The sequence below is a fragment of the Bradyrhizobium sp. 613_E4_N2_2 genome (assembly GCF_052075995.1).
Taxonomy (GTDB): Bacteria; Pseudomonadota; Alphaproteobacteria; order Rhizobiales; family Xanthobacteraceae; genus Bradyrhizobium; species Bradyrhizobium barranii.
The window spans coordinates 7532422-7549814 of record NZ_CP197234.1 but is presented as its reverse complement, the minus strand read 5'-3'; the positions used below and the strand labels follow the sequence as shown (position 1 = coordinate 7549814).

Genomic DNA, 17393 nt, shown 5'->3' with positions numbered 1-17393 from the left:
TTCGACGGAGTGAAGGTCGGGCAGAATCACCATGCTGGAGAATGAGCCTGTTACGGGGACTGAAGGCGGGTTGAAGCGCTGGCTCGAAGGCGTCGGTCTTGGACATTACACCGATCTCTTCGCGCAGCACCGCCTCGATCTCGATGTGATGGGGGACCTGACGGAATCCGACCTGGTCGAGCTCGGATTGCCGCTCGGCGATCGCAAGCGGCTTCGGCGCGCGATGTCGGCGCTATTCCAGGCTGAGACCGCAGAGAAGCCCGATGCGGCGGCGCGCCCGCAAGTCCGGGCGGAAGTCGGTGCCGAACGGCGTCAGCTCACCACCATGTTCTGCGACATGGTGGATTCCACCTCGCTGTCGGTGCAGTTCGATCCGGAAGACGTGCGCGACATGATCGCGAGCTTTCGCGAGACCTGCGTCCGGGTGGTGAAGCATTACGAAGGGTTTGCCGCGCGCTTCGTCGGCGACGGTATCCTTGTCTATTTCGGCTATCCGACCGCGCATGAGGACGATGCAGAGCGATCGGTGCGCGCCGGGCTCGAGATCGTGCGGGTGCTGTCGACTGCGCGCGCGATCGAGCCGCGCGGTGCGCTGAGCCACGCCCCCGCCGTCCGCATCGGGATCGCAACCGGCCTCGTCGTGGTCGGCGACCTCGTTGGCCAGGGCACCGAGGAGCGCGATTCCGCGGTCGGAGAAACCGTCAACCTCGCCGCTCGCCTGCAAGGTCTGGCGCCACCCAACGGCGTCGTGATCTCGTCCTCGACACAGTCGCTGCTGAAGGGCAAGTTCGACTACCGCAATCTCGGCGTCCATGCGCTGAAAGGCATCTCGGAGAAGACGCAGGCCTGGCACGTGGTGCGCGCCTCGCGAGCGGAGACCCGCTTCGCCGCTGCCATGGGCGGGCGGTTGACACCGCTCGTCAACCGCGAGGAGGAGATCGCGCTGCTGATGGGACGCTGGCAGCAGGTCAAGGACGGCGACGGCCAGGTCGTGGTGAAGTTCGGCGAGCCCGGCATCGGCAAGTCGCGCATCATCCAGGAGATCTTCGACCGGATCGCGGGCGACCGCCATGGACACGTCTCGTTCCAGTGCTCGCCCTATTACACCTCCACGGCGTTCTATCCATTCTCCGAGCAGCTCAAATTCTCGCTCGGCCTCGACCGCGAGGATCCATCCGCGACCTCGCTGGCGGGTCTGGAGACCGCGATCGCGGCCGCCCATGGCGACATCGAGCAGGTCACGCCGCTGTTTGCCGCGCTGCTGTCGATCCCGACCGGAGACCGCTATCCGCCGCTCGACCTGTCGCCGCAGCAGCAGAAGGATGCGACCGTCGCGGCGCTGGTCAATCATTTCCTCGGCCTTGCGCGCGACATGCCGCTGGTGATCGCGCTTGAGGATCTGCACTGGATCGACCCGACCTCCCGCGAGGTGATCGACCTCCTCGTCGCCCGGGTGCAGAACCAGCCGGTCCTTGTCATCATCACCGCGCGCTCCGAATTCCAGCCGAGCTGGAACGCGCATTCGCACATCACCACGCTGGTGCTGAACCGCCTGAGCCGGCAGCTGCGCACGACGCTGGTCGAGCGCGTCGCGGGCCGCGAGCTTCCCAAGGAGGTGGTCGAGGAGATCATCGTCAAGACCGACGGCGTGCCTCTGTTCCTGGAAGAGCTGACCAAGACCGTTCTCGAATCCAACCTCCTGACCGAGCGGCACGGGCGCTACGTGCTGTCGGGTCCATGGCGGCAGCTCGCGATCCCGGCGACCCTCACCGACTCGCTGATGGCGCGGCTGGACCGGATGGGGCCGTTCAAGCGAATCGCGCAGATCGGCGCCACCATCGGTCGCGAGTTCTCCTACGCGACGCTGCACGCGGTCGCCAACACGCCGGCGGAGCAGATCGAGGCCGCGCTCAATCATCTGGAGGAGGCCGGGTTGATCATGCGCCGCGGCCATCCGCCCGGCGCGCTCTACTCCTTCAAGCACGTGATGATCCAGAACGCCGCGCACGACAGCCTGCTGCACAGCGAGCGGCGCAAGCTGCATTCGCGGATCGCGCAGGTGCTCGCCGAGATGTATCCGGAGAAGACCGAGCGCGAACCGGAGCTGCTGGCCCATCACCTCACCGAATCCGGCCAGAGCGAGGGCGCCGCCAGCTTCTGGCTCAAGGCCGGCAAGCAGGCGGCCAAGAGCGGCGCCAATCTGGAGGCGATCGGGCATTTGCGCCGGGGCTTGAGCGTCGTGCAGGCCAATGCGCGCATGCAGGGCGCCGACGAGATGGAGCTGGAGCTGCGCATCGCGCTCGGCAACGCATTGATTGCCGCCAAGGGCTACGCTGTGCAGGAGGTCGAGGAGAACTACATCCGCGCGCTCGAGCTCGGTCAGCAGCTCGACGACGACGAGAAGGCCTTCGCCGCCACGCGCGGGCTCTGGGTCTGCCATTTCATCCGTGCCGATCTCAGCCGCGCGCACGATCTCAGCGTCGAGCTGTTGAAGTTCGCCAAGCGCGAGCGGCTGAACGAGCGCACCCAGCCGGCACAGCAGACCGGCTATCTGATCGAGGCGCACCGCTCGATCGCGATGACGATGCTCTATCGCGGCCGTTTTGCCGCTTCCCAGCACCATCTGCACCGCTGCATCAACCTCTACAGTCCTGATCTGCACTCCGATCTGATGGAGCGGCACGGCACCGATCCCGGCGTCGTTTCGCTGTCCTATCTCGGCTATCTCCTCTGGTTCCTCGGCCGGCCCGACGCGGCGCGCCAGCACAGCGAGCAGGCGATCGCGAATGCCGAGAAGATCCGCCATCCCTTCACGCTCGCCTTCGCGCTCGTGTTCGGCGCCTATCTGTGCCAGCATTTGCGCGACGTCGAGGGCACGCGCGACCACGCCAACCGCGCCATGATCATCGCCACCGAGCACAATTTCCTGCATTGGAAGCAGCAGGCGGCGATCCTGCGCGGCTGGGCGCTGGCCCAGCTCGGCGACGCCGACGAAGGTCTCAGCCAGATGCGCCTCGGCCTCGACGAATACGAGGCGATGGATTCCTGGCTCGCCGGCTGCTGGTTCCGCTGCCTCCTTGCGGAAGCCTATGCCAAGGTCGGGATGCGCGATGCCGCCTTGCGCGCGCTGGACGGCGCGCTCGCGACCGCGAGACGGACCGGCGATCACTCCTATCTCGCCGAGGTCTATCGCCTGCAGGGCGAGATCACGATGTCGGACGGTGATCCGGCATCGGTGCAGGAGGCGGAGGACCTGTTCGCCCTGTCGCTGGAGACCGCGCGCAAGCAGGGCGCGCTGTCATGGGAGCTTCGGACCGCCGTCAGCCTTGCGCGCCTGTCGCACCAAGCCGGCAAGCGCGAGCACGCAAGCCTCCTGCTTTTGCCGATCGTCGGCAAGTTCAGCGAGGGCTTTTATACCCCGGACCTGAAGCAGGCGATGCAGCTCCTCAGCGAGCTCGGCGGAGACGTGCCCGTCCTTGAACAGGCCGATGCGATGAAATGAGCGATCTTGCCGCCGCGCGTGCGCGCTACGTCGAGTTGATCGCGAAGCGAGAGCGGATCGCCTCGCCACGCCTGCTCGAAGCGCTCGCCGCCATCCCGCGCGAGGATTTTCTGGCGAAGGGACCCTGGCGCATCAAGAGCGAGGCGGCGCGCAGCTACCGGCTGACGCCGGATCCCGATCCCGTTCATCTCTACGACAATGTGCTGGTCGCGATCGATGCGCGCCGCAGGCTCGACACCGGGCTGCCGAGCCTGTGGGCGCACTTCATCGATCTGCTCGACGTCGGGGAGAAGGACCGCGTGGTCCAGATCGGCTGCGGTCTCGGCTATTTTTCGGCGGTGTTGTCGAAGATCGTGGGGCCCAGGGGCAGGGTGCATGCAATCGAATGCGACGGGCGGCTTGCGGCGCGTGCCGCGAACTACCTTCGCCCCTATCGCAATGTCGAGGTCGTGCATGGCGATGGATGTGAGGAGATCGGCGAGCCGGCCGACGTGATCATCGTGCATGCCGGCTTCCCGCACCCGCATCCGCTCTGGCTTCAGTCGCTCCGCCCGCGCGGCCGCCTCCTGGCGCCGCTGACGCAGCGCGACCGCGAGGGCGCCGCCCTCAAGATCACGCGCAAGGGCAGGGGGTTCGAGGCCGAGGCGGTGCAGCAGATCAGGATCTTCCCCGGCCAGGGTCGCGGCGTGACCGCGCTCGACGACCGCGTCGCCGACTGGTGGCAGCGCGCCGCCGCGCTGGCGCCACTGCGTTTTCGCGGCATCGAGCAGGGGCTGCCGTCGGATGGCTAATGCTTCGTTTCGTTTTACCTTGATTCCGTTTGTGAGTTTCCAGCATCTCGCGGTGCGGCTATGAGTGCGGCTTGATGGCCATTCGAGCGCGCTCCATGCATTCCGTTGCCCTGCTGACCGCCAGCTACGCCAAGGATATCGAACGCTTTTCGCTGCTCAGCGAGAGCATCGACACCTGGCTCTCGGGATACACGCGGCATTATGTTCTCGTTAACGATGAGGACGTGCCGCTGTTCGCGCCGTTTGCATCCGACAAGCGCGTCATCGTTCCGGCCTCGAATTATCTGCCGAAATGGCTCTGGGCGCTGCCGCCCTCGCTTCAGTTCCTCAGCAAGCGCCGGGTCTGGCTGTCGCTGCTGTCGTCGCCGGTGCATGGCTGGCACATCCAGCAGATCCTGAAAATCGCCGGCGTGCTCAACGCATCCGAGCAGCGCGTCTGCATCCTGGATTCGGACAATCTGTTCTTCCGCGAATTCGACGCCGGCCAATATGCCGGCGGAGAGAAGACGCCGCTGTTCGTCACCCCGAAGGACATCGGCGCTGACCACCCGTTGCATGGGCTGTGGCTGCGCACAGTCGATCAGTTGCTCGGCATCAAGGACCGGTCCTTCCCCGCCGATGACTATGTCGGCAACGCGCTGGTCTGGGACAAGGACACCGCGCGCGCGATGACCGACGCCATCAAGTCGGCAACGGGATTGAACTGGGTTCTGGCGTTGTGCCGGAAGAAGAAGTTCTCGGAGTATCTGATGTACGGCCATTTCGTCGCGAACTCTCCGGCGCATCTGGCCACCCATCGGGTCACCGAGGACAGCATCGCCGTCTCGCATTGGGATGAGACGCCCCTCGACCGTCCGGCCATCGAAGCGATGATGCGCGCGGCCTCGCCCGAACAGGTCGCGCTCTGCATCCAGTCCTATTCGTCGACCTCGATCGACGACATCCGCGACGTGTTCCGCCTTAGCTCGCGGGATCGACGCAGCCCGAGCCTGTCTCCTGAAGATATGGGTGATGCGGCCGAATTCGAAGTGCCGGCGAAGACGCGCTAAGGCCGCGTCTCAGGCGTCCCTCGTGAACTTGCTGATGACGTCCATGAACGGCTTCGGCTTGAACTCGCCGTCAAGCGGCAAGGGGCGGTTCGGCTGCTTGTCCGCGCGGGCGAAGGTGCCGTTGATCCAGCTATAGCGATCCGAGAGGCCCCAGGTCAGGATCGAGCGCACCGGCCCGCTGGTCGAGATCGCGGTCAGGAGATCGTCGACGCGCTTGGCGACGATGGCGTCGCGCTCTGCCGGATTGCCCGTCAGTTTCTGGTCGTCGACATCGAGCTCGGTGACGAGCACCTCGAGGCCCCAGGAACGCAGCTCGGTGACGAACTCGGCGAGCCCATGCGTGTCGATCTCGAGCTCGGCGTGCAGATGCGATTGCAGGCCCACAGCGTGCAGCGGCACGCCCTGGTCGAGCAGGTCCATGATCAGGTTGCGGTACGCCGCGCGCTTGGCAATGAACGAGTCCTTCGCCGACTCGATGTCATATTCATTGATCGCGAGCTTGACGAAGGGATCGGCCGCGGCCGCCGTGCGGAAGGCCAGCGGAATCCAGCGGTTGCCCAGATGCTGCGTCCAGAACGTGTCGCGCCGGTCGGTGATCTTCTTCGGATTGTCCGGGATCGGCTCGTTGACGACGTCCCACGACGTCAGCTTGTCCTTGTAATAGGACACGACGGTGCCGATGTGGTCGACATAGGCGCGCTCGACGCCCTTGGAATCCTTGATCTGCTTGGTCCAGTCCGGAATGTCGTGATACCAGGCGAGCGCGTGACCGCGCATTGTCAGATCGTTCTCCCTGGCGAAATCCAGGATCGCGTCGGCGCGCTCGAAGTTGAACGTGTGCGCGTTCGGCCGCAGCATCGGCCATTTCAGCTCGAGCACCGGCACCACCTGGGTGCAATAGGTACTGATGGCTTCGCCGAGCCTGGGATCTGCTTGCAGGTCCCAGAGCGTCGCAGCAGCGCCAAAGCCCGGACGGCGCTGCGCGAGTTTTGATGCCGGCGCGGCGGACGCCGCTGCCCCCACCGCGAGTGCTGCGGCGCCGCCAAGGAGAAATTCGCGTCTGTCGAGCCTGGTCACGGTGGGACGTTCCTTTTGGAACCAACGCGCCATCGTACCAAGCGGCGCCTTGCGACGCCGGGGTTTCCTGTCGTTGGGTTAACCTTTGCGGATGTCCGGTGCGCAACGCGCGTGGCGCTGCATCGCTGTTCCAGTCTGGATCAGGGTTTCGTGTCGTGATCGCTCGAACCGCCCCAGGGAAAGGGCAAATTTAACGCTAACGCGCGAAAGCGGCCTCTCAGCCTCATTCGCCGCCCGATCTGCAGACTTATGTGACACTCTTGAGAGATGCTGCGGCGCAGTTCGTTCGCCCCGCCAAGGTCATTGATTAACGGCCGTCACCATCGCAACACCGTTGCCGGTCCTGTGCTCGCATGCTGAACCGCCATTTCTCGATTTATCTCGTCGCCTACATCCTGCCCGCAGCGGTGGGTTTCTTCGCGGTCACGGCCTACACGCGGCTGCTGACGCCGGCCGAGTACGGCGTCTATGTCGTCGGCATCAGCCTCGCCGGCATATTGGGCGCGATCTTCTTCGCCTGGATCAAGCTGTCGGTGTCCCGCTATCAGGCGATGTCGGCGGAGGTGGATTTTCGCGGCACGGCGATGGTCGCCTTCGGGCTGACGGCCGCGGTCCTCTGCGCCACCACGCCGCTGGTCATTCTGTTCCGCAGCGACCTCAGCGTCGAGCTGCTGCTCGCCAGCATGTTCGTCGCGATCATGGCCAATGCTGTCGATGTCGGCCAGGAATTCGAACGCGCCAAACTGCGCCCCTACAGGTTCGCGGCGATCTCGATCGTCCGCAGCGTGTCGAGCGTCGGCTTTGGCCTGCTCGGCATCTGGCTCGGCTGGGGTGGATTGGGACTGCTCGCCGCGTTCGGCCTGGGCTCGCTCACCGGCATCATTCTCAATCTCGTCGGCGACCGCACCAAGATCGCGCGCTTCGAGCGCAGCCAGTTCATGCAGCTGGCGCGCTACGGCCTGCCGCTGACGCTGGCCGGATTGTCCGTTGCGGTCTATTCGGCCTGTGACCGGCTCATCGTCGCTTATCTGCTCGGCAAGGACGCCGCCGGCATTTTCGGCGTCGCCGCCGATCTGCCGCGCCAGTTCATGGTCATGATCGCCTCCAGCGTCGCCGCTGCGACCGTGCCGCTGGTGTTCCGGTCGCTGTCGGAGAAAAACAGCGAGACGACGCGGGAGCGGCTGAGCGAGAGCCTTGAGTTGCTGCTCGTCGTCGTCGCACCCGTCGCCGTCTGGCTCGCGCTCGCGGCCGACCAGGTCGCGGGCACGCTCGTCGGCGTCGATTTTCGCGCCGGCGTATCGGCGCTGTTGCCGACGCTGGTGCTCGCGCGCTTCTTCGGCATCGCCAATCAATTCTATGTGCAGATCAGCTTCCAGCTCGCCGAGCGGCCGTTCATGCTGGCGGCGCAGTCGTTCCTCACGCTCGTTTTGAGCGTGGCACTGATGTTCGCGCTGGTCGCGGGCTACGGCCTTTACGGCGCGGCGCTCGCCACGCTCGCCACCGAAGCGCTCGGCTTCGTCGTCGCCGTCGCCCTGATGCGCCGCGCCCATCCCGTGCCGTTCGACGTCAACCGCCTCGCCGGCGTTGCGGCTTCGGCTGCGGCGATGGCGGGCGCTATCCTCGTTGCGCGGACGCAGGTCGGCGGTACCGGTATCGTGGCGTTGATGGTCGTCAGCTCCGCGGGTGGGGTTGCTTACGCCGCTGCGGCCTGGCTGCTCAACGTCGCGAATGTGCGGACGTTGTCGCTGCGCTTCCTGCGGACGTTCAACCGCAAGGCGCTGGGCGTATAGACCCGCGCGCTACCCCGCCAGAAAGCCGCCATCCACGGCAACGACGGTGCCGGTCGCATATTGCGAAGCCGGCATGCAGAGGAAGGCAACGGCGCCGGCAATGTCCTCCGGCTGTCCCCAGCGCTTGAAGGCGGTGCGATCGGCGATGCGCTGATAATGCGCAAGGTCGCTGCGGCCGGCGGCGTTGATCGCGGTTTCGATATAGCCGGGCGCGACCGCGTTGACGCGGATGCCTTCTTCGGCCCACTTCAAAGCCAGCGCCTTGGTCAGCATCACGACACCACCCTTGCTGGCGCAATAGGCGGGAATCCGCGGCAGCGCCAGCGTCGCGTTCATCGAAGCGATGTTGACGATCGATCCCGTCTGCTCCGCGAGCAGGGAGTGAAAGGCCATGCAGGTGCGGAACGTGCCGGTGAGATTGACGTCGAGCACCTTCATGAAGGTCTCGATCTCAAATTCCTTGTCGCGCGCGAGAATGCCGGCGCAATTGATCAGCGCGTCGACGCGCTTGTGCTTCCGGGCGAAGGACGTGACGGCTTCGTCATCGGTGACATCGAGCGTTGCGAGCGTGAGGCCCGCGCGCGGTTTGAGGAGGGTGCGGGCAAGATCGGCCTCGTTCGCGCCCGTTGCAGACACCGTCGCACCCAGATCGCAGAATTGATTGCTGATGGCGGCACCAATGTCGCCGGCGCCGCCGATCACGACGGCATGGAAGCCGGGGGCGAGGGAAAAGTTCGGATTCATCGGGAGTGTCTCACTTCAGGGATTTCGGAGGCGCAGCCGTCGACTCGCGGACGACTAGCGAGAAGTCGATCTCGCGATGCATGATGGTCTGCTCGCCGGCGAGGCTGCGCACCAGATATTCACCGGCGCGCTGCCAGGTTTCTCCGGTCGGTACGTGGATCGTGGTCAGGCTCGGCCGCAAATGCCGGCTCCAGTCGAGGTCGTCGAAGCCGACCACCGAGAGGTCACGCGGCACCGAAAAACCGCTGCGCTCGGCTTCGAGCAGCACGCCATAGGCGATGACGTCGTTGCCGCACACCACGGCTGTCGGGCGGTCCTCGAGGCCTAGGAGATAGCGCGCCGCCTCGCGCGCGTCGTCCAGCGTATAGGGCACCTCGACATGCCATTGCGAAGGCAATTCGAGCCCGTTCTCCGTCAGCGCGCGGCGAAAGCCGGCGACGCGGGCGCTGGCGCGGTCGTTGTTGCGCTGGAGCGCCGAGACGATCCCGATGCGGCGGTGGCCGAGCTCGATGACATGCGCGGCGGCGCGATGGGCGGCGGCTTCGTTGTCGGTGCCGACGCAAGGATAGGGCCGGTCGGGCTGGTAGATGCCGACATTGATGAACGGTACGGCATTGTCCGCCAGCAGCTTGCGTAATCCGTCGTGATGGCAATCGCCGCGCAGCACCAGGCCGTCGACACCGCGGCTGATCAGATTGCGCGCCTGCTGCAATTCGACGTCGAGATCGTAGCCGCTCGTTGTGAGAAACAGCATGTATCCGACCGACGACAGATATTGCTGCAGCGAGGCGATGCCGCGTGCGAACATCGTGTTGTCGATCGTCGGTACGATTGCGCCAAGCGTGCGCGAGCGTCGTGACGACAGGATGCGCGCCGGCGCGTGCGGGATGTAGCCGAGCGCGTCGATGGCCTGCTCGATGCGCGCCCGTAAGGAAGGGCTCACCGCGTCGGGGTTGTTGAGGGCGCGCGAGACCGATGCCGTCGAGACGCCGGCGCGGGCCGCCACGGCGCGGATGCCCTGTTTCACAGACTTGGCGTTGGTCAGTCTCATGAATGTAACGTTACATCGGGCATAGCGAACCGCATGGTAGCGGCAATGTCGCAAATCTGCCGCAGATTGTGCGGCTTGTCCATCGCTTGACACGGCGAATGCGAGGTCTATTTTGTAACCGTTTTCAAGCGCTGCTCAAACGTGTTCAAAATGGTCCGCCAGCTTAAGGCGGCCAGCCGGGAGGAGAGTTCGATGAAGGCCAGGATGCTCGCGACCCACGTCGCGTTGCCCGTTCTCGCGATTGCTGCGGCGACCGCGCAGGCGCACGCCGCCGATTTCGACTGGATGAAGTTCAAGGGCAAGACCGTCACCTTTCTCGCCAACAACAATCCGGTGTCGCAGGCGCTGCTGACTTACAAGGCCGATTTCGAGAAGCTGACCGGCATGACCCTCAAGGTCGACGGCTATCAGGAACAGCAGATGCGCCAGCGTCTGGTGACCGTCATGAATGCGAACAGCGACGAGGTGGACGTGTTCATGACGCTGCCCTCGCGCGAGGGCGAGCAGTTCGCCGCCGCCGGCTGGTACGGCGATCTCACCGCGATGGCCAAGAACGAGGTGGCCAGGGAATACGACTCCAACGGGTTGAGCCAGGCCCTGCTGAAGGCCGCGACCTTCGGCGGCAAGCTGACCAGCATGCCCATGAACATCGAAGGCCCGATCTTCTATTACCGCACCGACATCTTCAAAAAGTGCGGTCTCGAGGCGCCGAAGACGATCAAGGACGTCGAGGCCGCTGCCGAGAAGATCAAGAGCTGCGACAGCACCGTGACGCCGTTCGTCTCGCGCGGCCTCAAGCCCGCGATTGCCTATACCTTCAGCAACATGCTGCACAATATCGGCGGCAGCTATGTCGCAAACGGCAAGTCGAACCTCTGCTCGGCCAAGGGCAAGGAAGCGCTCGACACCTATAGCCGGCTGCTGCGCGATTTCGGACCGCCTGGCGTCGTCAACTACAGCTTCCAGCAGATTTCGGCGCTCTACCGCAGCGGCCGCGCCGCGATGGCGTTTGAGTCGTCGAATGAGTTGCGCACGGTGATGGAAGGCGGCGCGCGCCTGAAGGACACCGGCCTGCTGCCGTTCCCGGCGGGCGATGCCGGCCAGGTGCCGACCACGATCGGCTGGGGCATGGCAGTGTCCTCGCACAGCAAGCAGCCGGATGCGGCTTGGTACTTCGTGCAATGGGCGACCAGCCCAGAGGTGCAGAAGAAGATGGCGCTTCAGGGCATTGCCCCGCCGCGTCCGTCGGTCGCCAAGGATCCCGAATATCGCAAGTGGATCGACGAGGAGCCGGTCCGCAAGGAATGGCAGGCCGCGCTCGACGTGCTCGCAACGAAGGGCTCCTCCGAGGTCGGCTATCCCATCGTCGCCAATCCGCAATCGCGCGAGTTCATCGGGCAGGCGGTACAGGATCTGATCCTGAAGCAGAAGACCGTCGATCAGGCCTGCGCGGATGCCGACAAGGCGCTGGATGCGCTGATCGCGCTGAACTAACGGCCTCATTCCGGCAGGCTTGCTGCCTGCCGGCACCCAACTCGATCGAGGACACGAACGCATGTCTGATACGGCTGCGACACTCACGCAGGACCGGCAGAAGCTGGAGATGGCGGCGCTCTCGGCGCCGGCCGTGGTCTTCACGGTCGCGATGATCGCGTTTCCGGTCGTCTATACGATCTGGCTCGGCTTCCAGACCTTCTCCTCGACCGGCAAGCAGTCTTTCGCGGGCCTCGCCAATTATTCGAAGCTGATCTCCGATTACGAATTCTGGCACGGGCTGTGGATCACCATTGCGCTGTTCGTGCTGTCCTTGGTGCTGCAGCTCGTCTTCGGCGTCTGGCTGGCGCTGGTGCTGTTCCACGCCAAGCGGCTGCCAGGCATCGTGCGCTCGCTGTTCATCTCGCCCTTCATGATGCCGCCGGTGGTGGCGGGTATGATGTGGCTGGTGATCCTCGATCCGTCGCTCGGTGCTGCCAACTATATCCTTCAGTCGTTCGGCCTGCCGCCGTCGGACTGGCTGGCCTCGCCGACCTGGGTCATTCCGACCGTGGCTCTGATCGACAGCTGGCAGTGGACGCCTTATGTCGCCCTGATCGTGCTGGGCGGCCTGCAATCCCTGCCGCCGAGCGTCTACGAGGCGGCGCAGATCGACGGCGCGTCTCCATTCAGGACTTTCCAGCGCATCACGCTGCCGCTGCTGCTACCGACCATCGTCACCGCGGCGATCCTGCGGAGCGTCGATCTGCTGCGCTTCTTCGACATCATTTACATCACGACCCAGGGCGGCCCGGGCAACGCCTCGAACACGCTCAACATCTACGGCTTCAGGGTCGGCTTCGAATTCTTCAACATCGGCTATGCCAGCGCCCTGATGCTGACGCTGACGGCGATCGTGTTCGGCGCCGTGCTCGCCTTCAACCGCTTGCGCGGCGCAGTGGCCTGGTGATGTCATGAACGATGCCGCCAACACCGACCGCTGGATCCGCTGGCTCAACACGGTGCAGCTCCTGCTCGCCGGCGTGCTCATCATGGCGCCGACGGTCTGGATGGTGCTGTCCTCGTTCAAGCCGTCGTTCGAGGTCACCGCCTATCCGCCGACGCTGAGCTTCTCGCCGACGCTGGAAAACTATGTCGAGCTGACCAGGACCACACCGTTCCTCAGCTACGCGCTCAACAGTCTCATCGTCACCGTTGGCTCGACCGCACTCGGTCTGCTGTTTGGAATTCCTGCTGCCTTCGCCGTCTCCTGGACGCGGATTTCGTGGCCGGCCATCCTGACCCTCGCCGCGCGCATGGCGCCCGGCACGTTGTTCCTGCTGCCGTGGTACGTGATGTTCCGGCAGGTCGGCATGATCGGCTCCTACACCGCGCTGATCCTCAGCCATGCCGTCATCACGCTGCCGATCGTGATCTGGGTTTTGCTGCCGTCCTTCGACGGCATTCCGCGCAGCGTGTTCGAGGCGGCGCAGGTGGATGGGTGCAGCGTCACGCGCATCCTCTGGCGCATCGCGCTGCCGCTGGTGGCATCAGGCGTCGCCGTCTCGGCGATCCTCGCCTTCGTGTTTTCGTGGAACTACTTCCTGTTTGCGCTGGTGCTCTCCAACGGCGACACCAAGACGCTGATCGCGGCGGCCTTCAACTTCATCGGTGAGGGCTCAACGCAATGGGGCGCTCTCATGGCTGCGGCGACGCTGATCGCGTTGCCGCCGCTGGTGCTGGCGGCCCTGGTTCAGCGCTGGCTGGTGTCCGGACTGACGCTCGGTGCGGTGAAAGGCTAGGTATCGAAATGAACGTGTCGCCCCGTCCGAACTCGATCATGCAGGCCGCGGTCTTCCACGGCAATGACCGCATCACCATCGAGCGCGTCGCGATGCCCGATGTCGGCCCAAGTGAAGTGCTCGTCCGCGTCTCGCGCACCGCGCTGTGCGGCTCCGACTTCAAGCTCTGGCACAAGGGCGCCGAGTTCACCGCCGGCCATGAGATCTTTGGTGTCGTCGAACAGCCCGGTCATCGCCTGCATGGCCGCCGCTGCGCCGTCTATATCCCCTTGCACTGCGGCCACTGCCCCGCTTGCAAGCGCGGCGATACCCAGATGTGCCTGGAAGTCTCCAGCCTGATCGGTTGGAACAGGCCCGGCGGCTATGCCGAATATGTGCCGGTGCCGGAAAACTGCCTGCTGCCGGTGCCTGATGATATCGAGGACAGCCTTGCGCCGCTGCTGCTCGACACCATCGGCACCTCAGGCCACGCCGTCCGCTTTGTCAGCCGCGTGGTGCCGCCGAGCGAGGCCGGTCCAGTTCTCGTCATGGGCGCGGGGCCTGTCGGCCTTGGCGTCGTGCTGGCGCTCCGCGCGCTCGGCTACGACGACATCCACGTTGCCGATCCCAACGCGGCACGGCTGAAGATCGCACAGTCTTTTGGCGCAAAGGCGCACCCGGTCGGAGATACCTCGAAGCGCTTCGCCCTCATCATGGAATGCTCCGGCGCCCATGCGGCGCGCAACCTCGGCATCGAGCTGGTCCTGCCGCGCGGTGCGCTGGTGCTGGTCGGCGAGAACGCCGCGCCCTGGACCATCGAGGAAGGCAAGGTCTTCCGCCGCAAGGACTTTTACATGATCCGGACCTTCTATTTCCCGGTCTCGGATTTCGAGCCGAATGTCGAGCTGCTGCGCAAATACAAGGACGAGTACCGCGTCCTGGTCGATGGCGAGTTCGGCCTGTCGGCTCTGCCAGAGAATTTCGCCCGCTTCGCCAAGGGCGAGCTGATCAAGCCCGTGCTGGCACTGGACTGAGCGATCATGGCTTCGATCTCGATCCGCAACCTCACCAAGCGCTACGGCAATTTCACCGTGATCCCCGATCTCAATCTGGAGATCGCGGACCACGAATTCGTCGTGTTCGTCGGCCCGTCCGGCTGCGGCAAGTCGACCTTGCTGCGGATCATCGCGGGCCTCGAGCCGATTTCGTCGGGCGATCTCTACATCGGCGACAGGCGCGTCAACGGCGTCCAGGCTGCGCAACGCGATATCGCGATGGTGTTCCAGGATTACGCGCTCTACCCGCACATGCGGGTCTACGACAACATGTCGTTTGCGCTGGAGCTGAGAGGCACACCGAAGGCCGAGATCGACGCCCGCGTGAGGCGTGCGGCCGCACTGCTGCACATCGAGCCCTATCTCGACCGCAAGCCGAAGGAGTTGTCCGGCGGCCAGCGCCAACGCGTCGCCATGGGCCGCGCCATCGTGCGCAATCCCAAGGCCTTTTTGTTCGACGAGCCGCTCTCCAATCTCGATGCGAAGCTGCGCGGGCAGGTGCGGGCGGAGATCAAGGCGCTGTCGCAGGAGCTGAAGACCACCATGGTCTTCGTGACACATGACCAGATCGAGGCCATGACCATGGCCGACCGGATCGTCGTGCTCCAGAGCGGCACGATCCAGCAATACGATACACCGGAGACGGTTTACGAGCGGCCCGCCAACCAGTTCGTCGCCGGCTTCATCGGCTCGCCCGCGATGAATTTCTTCCCGGTCGAATGGCGTCAGGAGCGCGCGATCCTGTCGCAAGGCGGAACGGTGGTGCCGCTGGACGGCGAGACCGCTGGCTGCCTGAGCAAGGCCGGCAACGCCGTGCTGGGCATTCGCCCCGAACATTTTGCTGTGGCTGCGGATGCCGCTGATGGCATCGCGATCAACGTCAGGCTGGTCGAGCCGCTCGGCTCGGACACGCTGATCCATTTCGATCTCGCCGGCGGCTCCGCCATCGCGCGGGTCGATCCGGCGCTGCGGCCGAAGGTTGGTGATCGCATCAATCTGCGCCCACAGTCGGGCAAGACGCATTTGTTCGCTGCATCCAACGGACAGGTCTTGCGGTGAGTGCGTCGGCAAACATCGGCGATCTCTCGGCGCTGGCGGACCTCGCGTCCGGCACGAAGCCCGTGCACGTGATCTGCCTCGGCCTGTCCGCGCTCGACCAGGTCTGGCGCGTCGATCGGCCGTTCGCGGGTGGAAGCGAGAAGATCAAGGCGGTCGAGTACGGCACGCTCGGCGGCGGCATGGCCGCCAACGCTTCTGTTGCGGTGGCAAAGCTCGGCGCATCCGTCGCGTTCTGGGGGCGGGCAGGGAATGATGCCGCGGGCCATGAGATGAAATCGGCCTTCACCGCTGAAGGCGTCGATGTCGAGAATTTCCGGCTGTTCCCCGATGGCCGCTCGTCGGTCTCCGGGATCATCGTCGATAGCAGCGGCGAGCGGCAGATCGTGAATTTCCGTGGCCTTTACCCAGAGACCGCAGACTGGCTTCCGCTCGAAGCCGTAGCGCGCGCGTCCTCCGTGCTGGCTGATCCGCGCTGGGTCGAAGGCGCCGCGACGTTGTTTCGGGAAGCGCGATCGCGCGGCATTCCGACGGTGCTCGACGGCGACATGGCCGATGCTGAGGTATTCGAGCGGCTGCTGCCCTTAGCCGATCACGCCATCTTCTCCGAGCCCGCGCTCGCCGCCTTTGCCGGCTCGGCCGAAGATAGATCTCTCGCAGCCCTTGCGCGCTTCGGCTGCCGCGTCATCGCCGTTACGCGCGGCGAGGGCGGCGTGAGCTGGTACGAGAACGGCCAGCTGCACCGGCAGGCCGCCTACGCCGTCGACGTCGTCGACACCACGGGCGCGGGCGACGTCTTCCACGGCGCCTATGCGCTCGCGATCGGCGCCGGCCTCGATGTGCGCGCCGCCATGGCGTTTTCGGCGGCGACGGCCGCCATGAAATGCCGCCACGCCGGCGGCCGGAACGGAATCCCCGATATCAACGAGTGTCTTGTATTCATGAGGACGAAGCCATGAGAACGATTGGAAAGAACCGCGGCCTGGCACGGCTTGCTGACGCGGATGGCCATTTTCGCATGGTCGCGCTGGATCAGCGGCCGCCATTGTTCGATGCCATTGCGAAGGCAAAGGGGATCACGCGGGACCAGGTCGAATATTCCGACGTCACGGCGGCCAAGCGTCTCTTGGTCGAGAACCTCGCGCCGCATTGCAGCTCGATGCTGTTCGACCCGAACTTCGCAGTGCCTGCCGCGATCGACCTGCTGCCGCCGCGCTGCGGTCTGATCATGACGCTGGAAGAGCACCGCGTTGAGGAAACCGCGGGCGGCCGCAAGTCGCGCGCGATCACCAATTGGAGCGTGGAGAAGATCCGCGCCATGGGCGGCGACGCCGTCAAGGTGCTGGCCTGGTACCGGCCGGACGCCGATGCCGCGGTGAACGAGCACCAGAAGCGTTTCGTGCGCGAAATCGGCGAAGACTGCGCCCGTCACGATATCCCGTACGTGCTCGAGTTGCTGGTCTACCCGTTCCTCGGCAGCGCCAATCACACGGCCGATTACGTGGAATCGCCCGGCAAGCTCCCGGGCCTCGTCATCGACAGCGTGCGTGAATTCGCAAAGCCTGAATACGGCGTCGATCTTCTCAAGCTGGAGAGCCCGCTTGCAGCCAACAGCCTGCCGGCGCGTGACGGCAGCACGGAAGCAAAGGCGGCGCAGAAGGAGTTCGATGCGATCGGTGATATCTGCCGCGAACGCAGCATCCCCTGGGTGTTGCTGTCGGGCGGCGCTGCGCCTGAAAAGTTCGAGCGCGTGCTCGACTACTCCTATGCCGCAGGCGCAAGCGGTTTCCTGGCGGGCCGTACCATCTGGCTGGATGCCGTCCTGAAGAACTTTCCGGACCGCGCAGCGGTGTCGGCCAGCCTGCGCAAGGATGGCCTCGGGGTGCTGGAACGGCTCAATCAACTGACCACGGCCAAGGGCACGCCGTGGAAGGCGCGCTTCCCGGTGTTCGCTGATATCAAGCAGGAAGGTGACTTCGCGCGCGCCTACTGAGATGGTAACGGTCCCGCGTGGTCTCAACTCG

The 17393-nt window shown here is 65.0% G+C and carries 14 protein-coding genes; 11 read left to right on the top strand and 3 right to left on the bottom strand.

What is annotated here, in order from left to right:
* Positions 1-31: 31 nt before the first annotated feature.
* The 3 genes from AB7290_RS35695 (at position 32) to AB7290_RS35685 (ending at position 5342) form a co-directional block, all read left to right on the top strand.
* Entirely contained in the window at positions 32-3502 is a 3471-nt protein-coding gene (locus tag AB7290_RS35695; protein ID WP_085403248.1) for an ATP-binding protein, read from the top strand.
* Positions 3499-4293, top strand: a complete 795-nt coding sequence (locus AB7290_RS35690; RefSeq protein ID WP_085403249.1) for a protein-L-isoaspartate O-methyltransferase family protein — start codon at positions 3499-3501, stop codon at positions 4291-4293. The genes AB7290_RS35695 and AB7290_RS35690 overlap by 4 nt, the downstream gene beginning before the upstream one ends.
* Before the next feature lie 95 nt (positions 4294-4388).
* On the top strand, positions 4389-5342 hold the full coding sequence (locus AB7290_RS35685; protein ID WP_085403321.1) for a DUF6492 family protein: 954 nt from the start codon (positions 4389-4391) through the stop codon (positions 5340-5342).
* 9 nt (positions 5343-5351) lie between these two features.
* On the opposite strand, the gene AB7290_RS35680 is transcribed toward AB7290_RS35685, so the two are convergent.
* Entirely contained in the window at positions 5352-6419 is a 1068-nt protein-coding gene (locus AB7290_RS35680) for an endo-1,4-beta-xylanase (RefSeq protein WP_085403322.1), read from the bottom strand.
* A 353-nt stretch (positions 6420-6772) separates the two neighbouring features.
* Here AB7290_RS35680 and AB7290_RS35675 point away from each other — a divergent pair, with 353 nt between their 5' ends.
* Positions 6773-8209 (top strand): lipopolysaccharide biosynthesis protein, encoded by a 1437-nt coding sequence (locus AB7290_RS35675; RefSeq protein ID WP_085403250.1) that lies wholly within the window; start codon positions 6773-6775, stop codon positions 8207-8209.
* Positions 8210-8218: 9 nt separating this feature from the next.
* On the opposite strand, the gene AB7290_RS35670 is transcribed toward AB7290_RS35675, so the two are convergent.
* A complete protein-coding gene (locus tag AB7290_RS35670) occupies positions 8219-8953 on the bottom strand; it encodes an SDR family NAD(P)-dependent oxidoreductase (RefSeq protein WP_085403251.1) in 735 nt (244 codons plus the stop codon).
* Positions 8954-8963: 10 nt separating this feature from the next.
* Positions 8964-10004, bottom strand: coding sequence for a LacI family DNA-binding transcriptional regulator (locus AB7290_RS35665; protein ID WP_063985365.1), 1041 nt, complete (start codon positions 10002-10004; stop codon positions 8964-8966).
* Positions 10005-10196: 192 nt separating this feature from the next.
* On the opposite strand from AB7290_RS35665, the gene AB7290_RS35660 reads away from it, so the two are divergent.
* From AB7290_RS35660 to AB7290_RS35630, 7 genes are all read left to right on the top strand, one after another.
* Positions 10197-11498, top strand: a complete 1302-nt coding sequence (locus AB7290_RS35660; protein ID WP_085403323.1) for an ABC transporter substrate-binding protein — start codon at positions 10197-10199, stop codon at positions 11496-11498.
* Between the two features lie 61 nt (positions 11499-11559).
* The gene (locus tag AB7290_RS35655; RefSeq protein WP_063986668.1) at positions 11560-12447 is read left to right on the top strand and encodes a carbohydrate ABC transporter permease; all 888 of its coding nucleotides are present in this window, start codon (positions 11560-11562) and stop codon (positions 12445-12447) included.
* 4 nt (positions 12448-12451) lie between these two features.
* A complete protein-coding gene (locus tag AB7290_RS35650; RefSeq protein ID WP_085403252.1) occupies positions 12452-13279 on the top strand; it encodes a carbohydrate ABC transporter permease in 828 nt (275 codons plus the stop codon).
* 8 nt (positions 13280-13287) lie between these two features.
* Positions 13288-14292 carry a zinc-dependent alcohol dehydrogenase family protein gene (locus AB7290_RS35645; RefSeq protein ID WP_085403253.1) on the top strand — a complete coding sequence of 335 codons (1005 nt, stop codon included), beginning with the start codon at positions 13288-13290 and terminating at the stop codon, positions 14290-14292.
* Positions 14293-14298: 6 nt separating this feature from the next.
* Positions 14299-15372 carry an ABC transporter ATP-binding protein gene (locus tag AB7290_RS35640; protein WP_085403254.1) on the top strand — a complete coding sequence of 358 codons (1074 nt, stop codon included), beginning with the start codon at positions 14299-14301 and terminating at the stop codon, positions 15370-15372.
* Positions 15369-16328, top strand: coding sequence for a sugar kinase (locus AB7290_RS35635; RefSeq protein WP_085403255.1), 960 nt, complete (start codon positions 15369-15371; stop codon positions 16326-16328). Before AB7290_RS35640 ends, AB7290_RS35635 begins: the two co-directional genes overlap by 4 nt.
* Complete coding sequence (locus AB7290_RS35630; RefSeq protein ID WP_085403256.1) at positions 16325-17362, top strand: tagatose 1,6-diphosphate aldolase; 1038 nt, start codon at positions 16325-16327, stop codon at positions 17360-17362. Before AB7290_RS35635 ends, AB7290_RS35630 begins: the two co-directional genes overlap by 4 nt.
* The last annotated feature ends 31 nt before the right edge of the window (positions 17363-17393 follow it).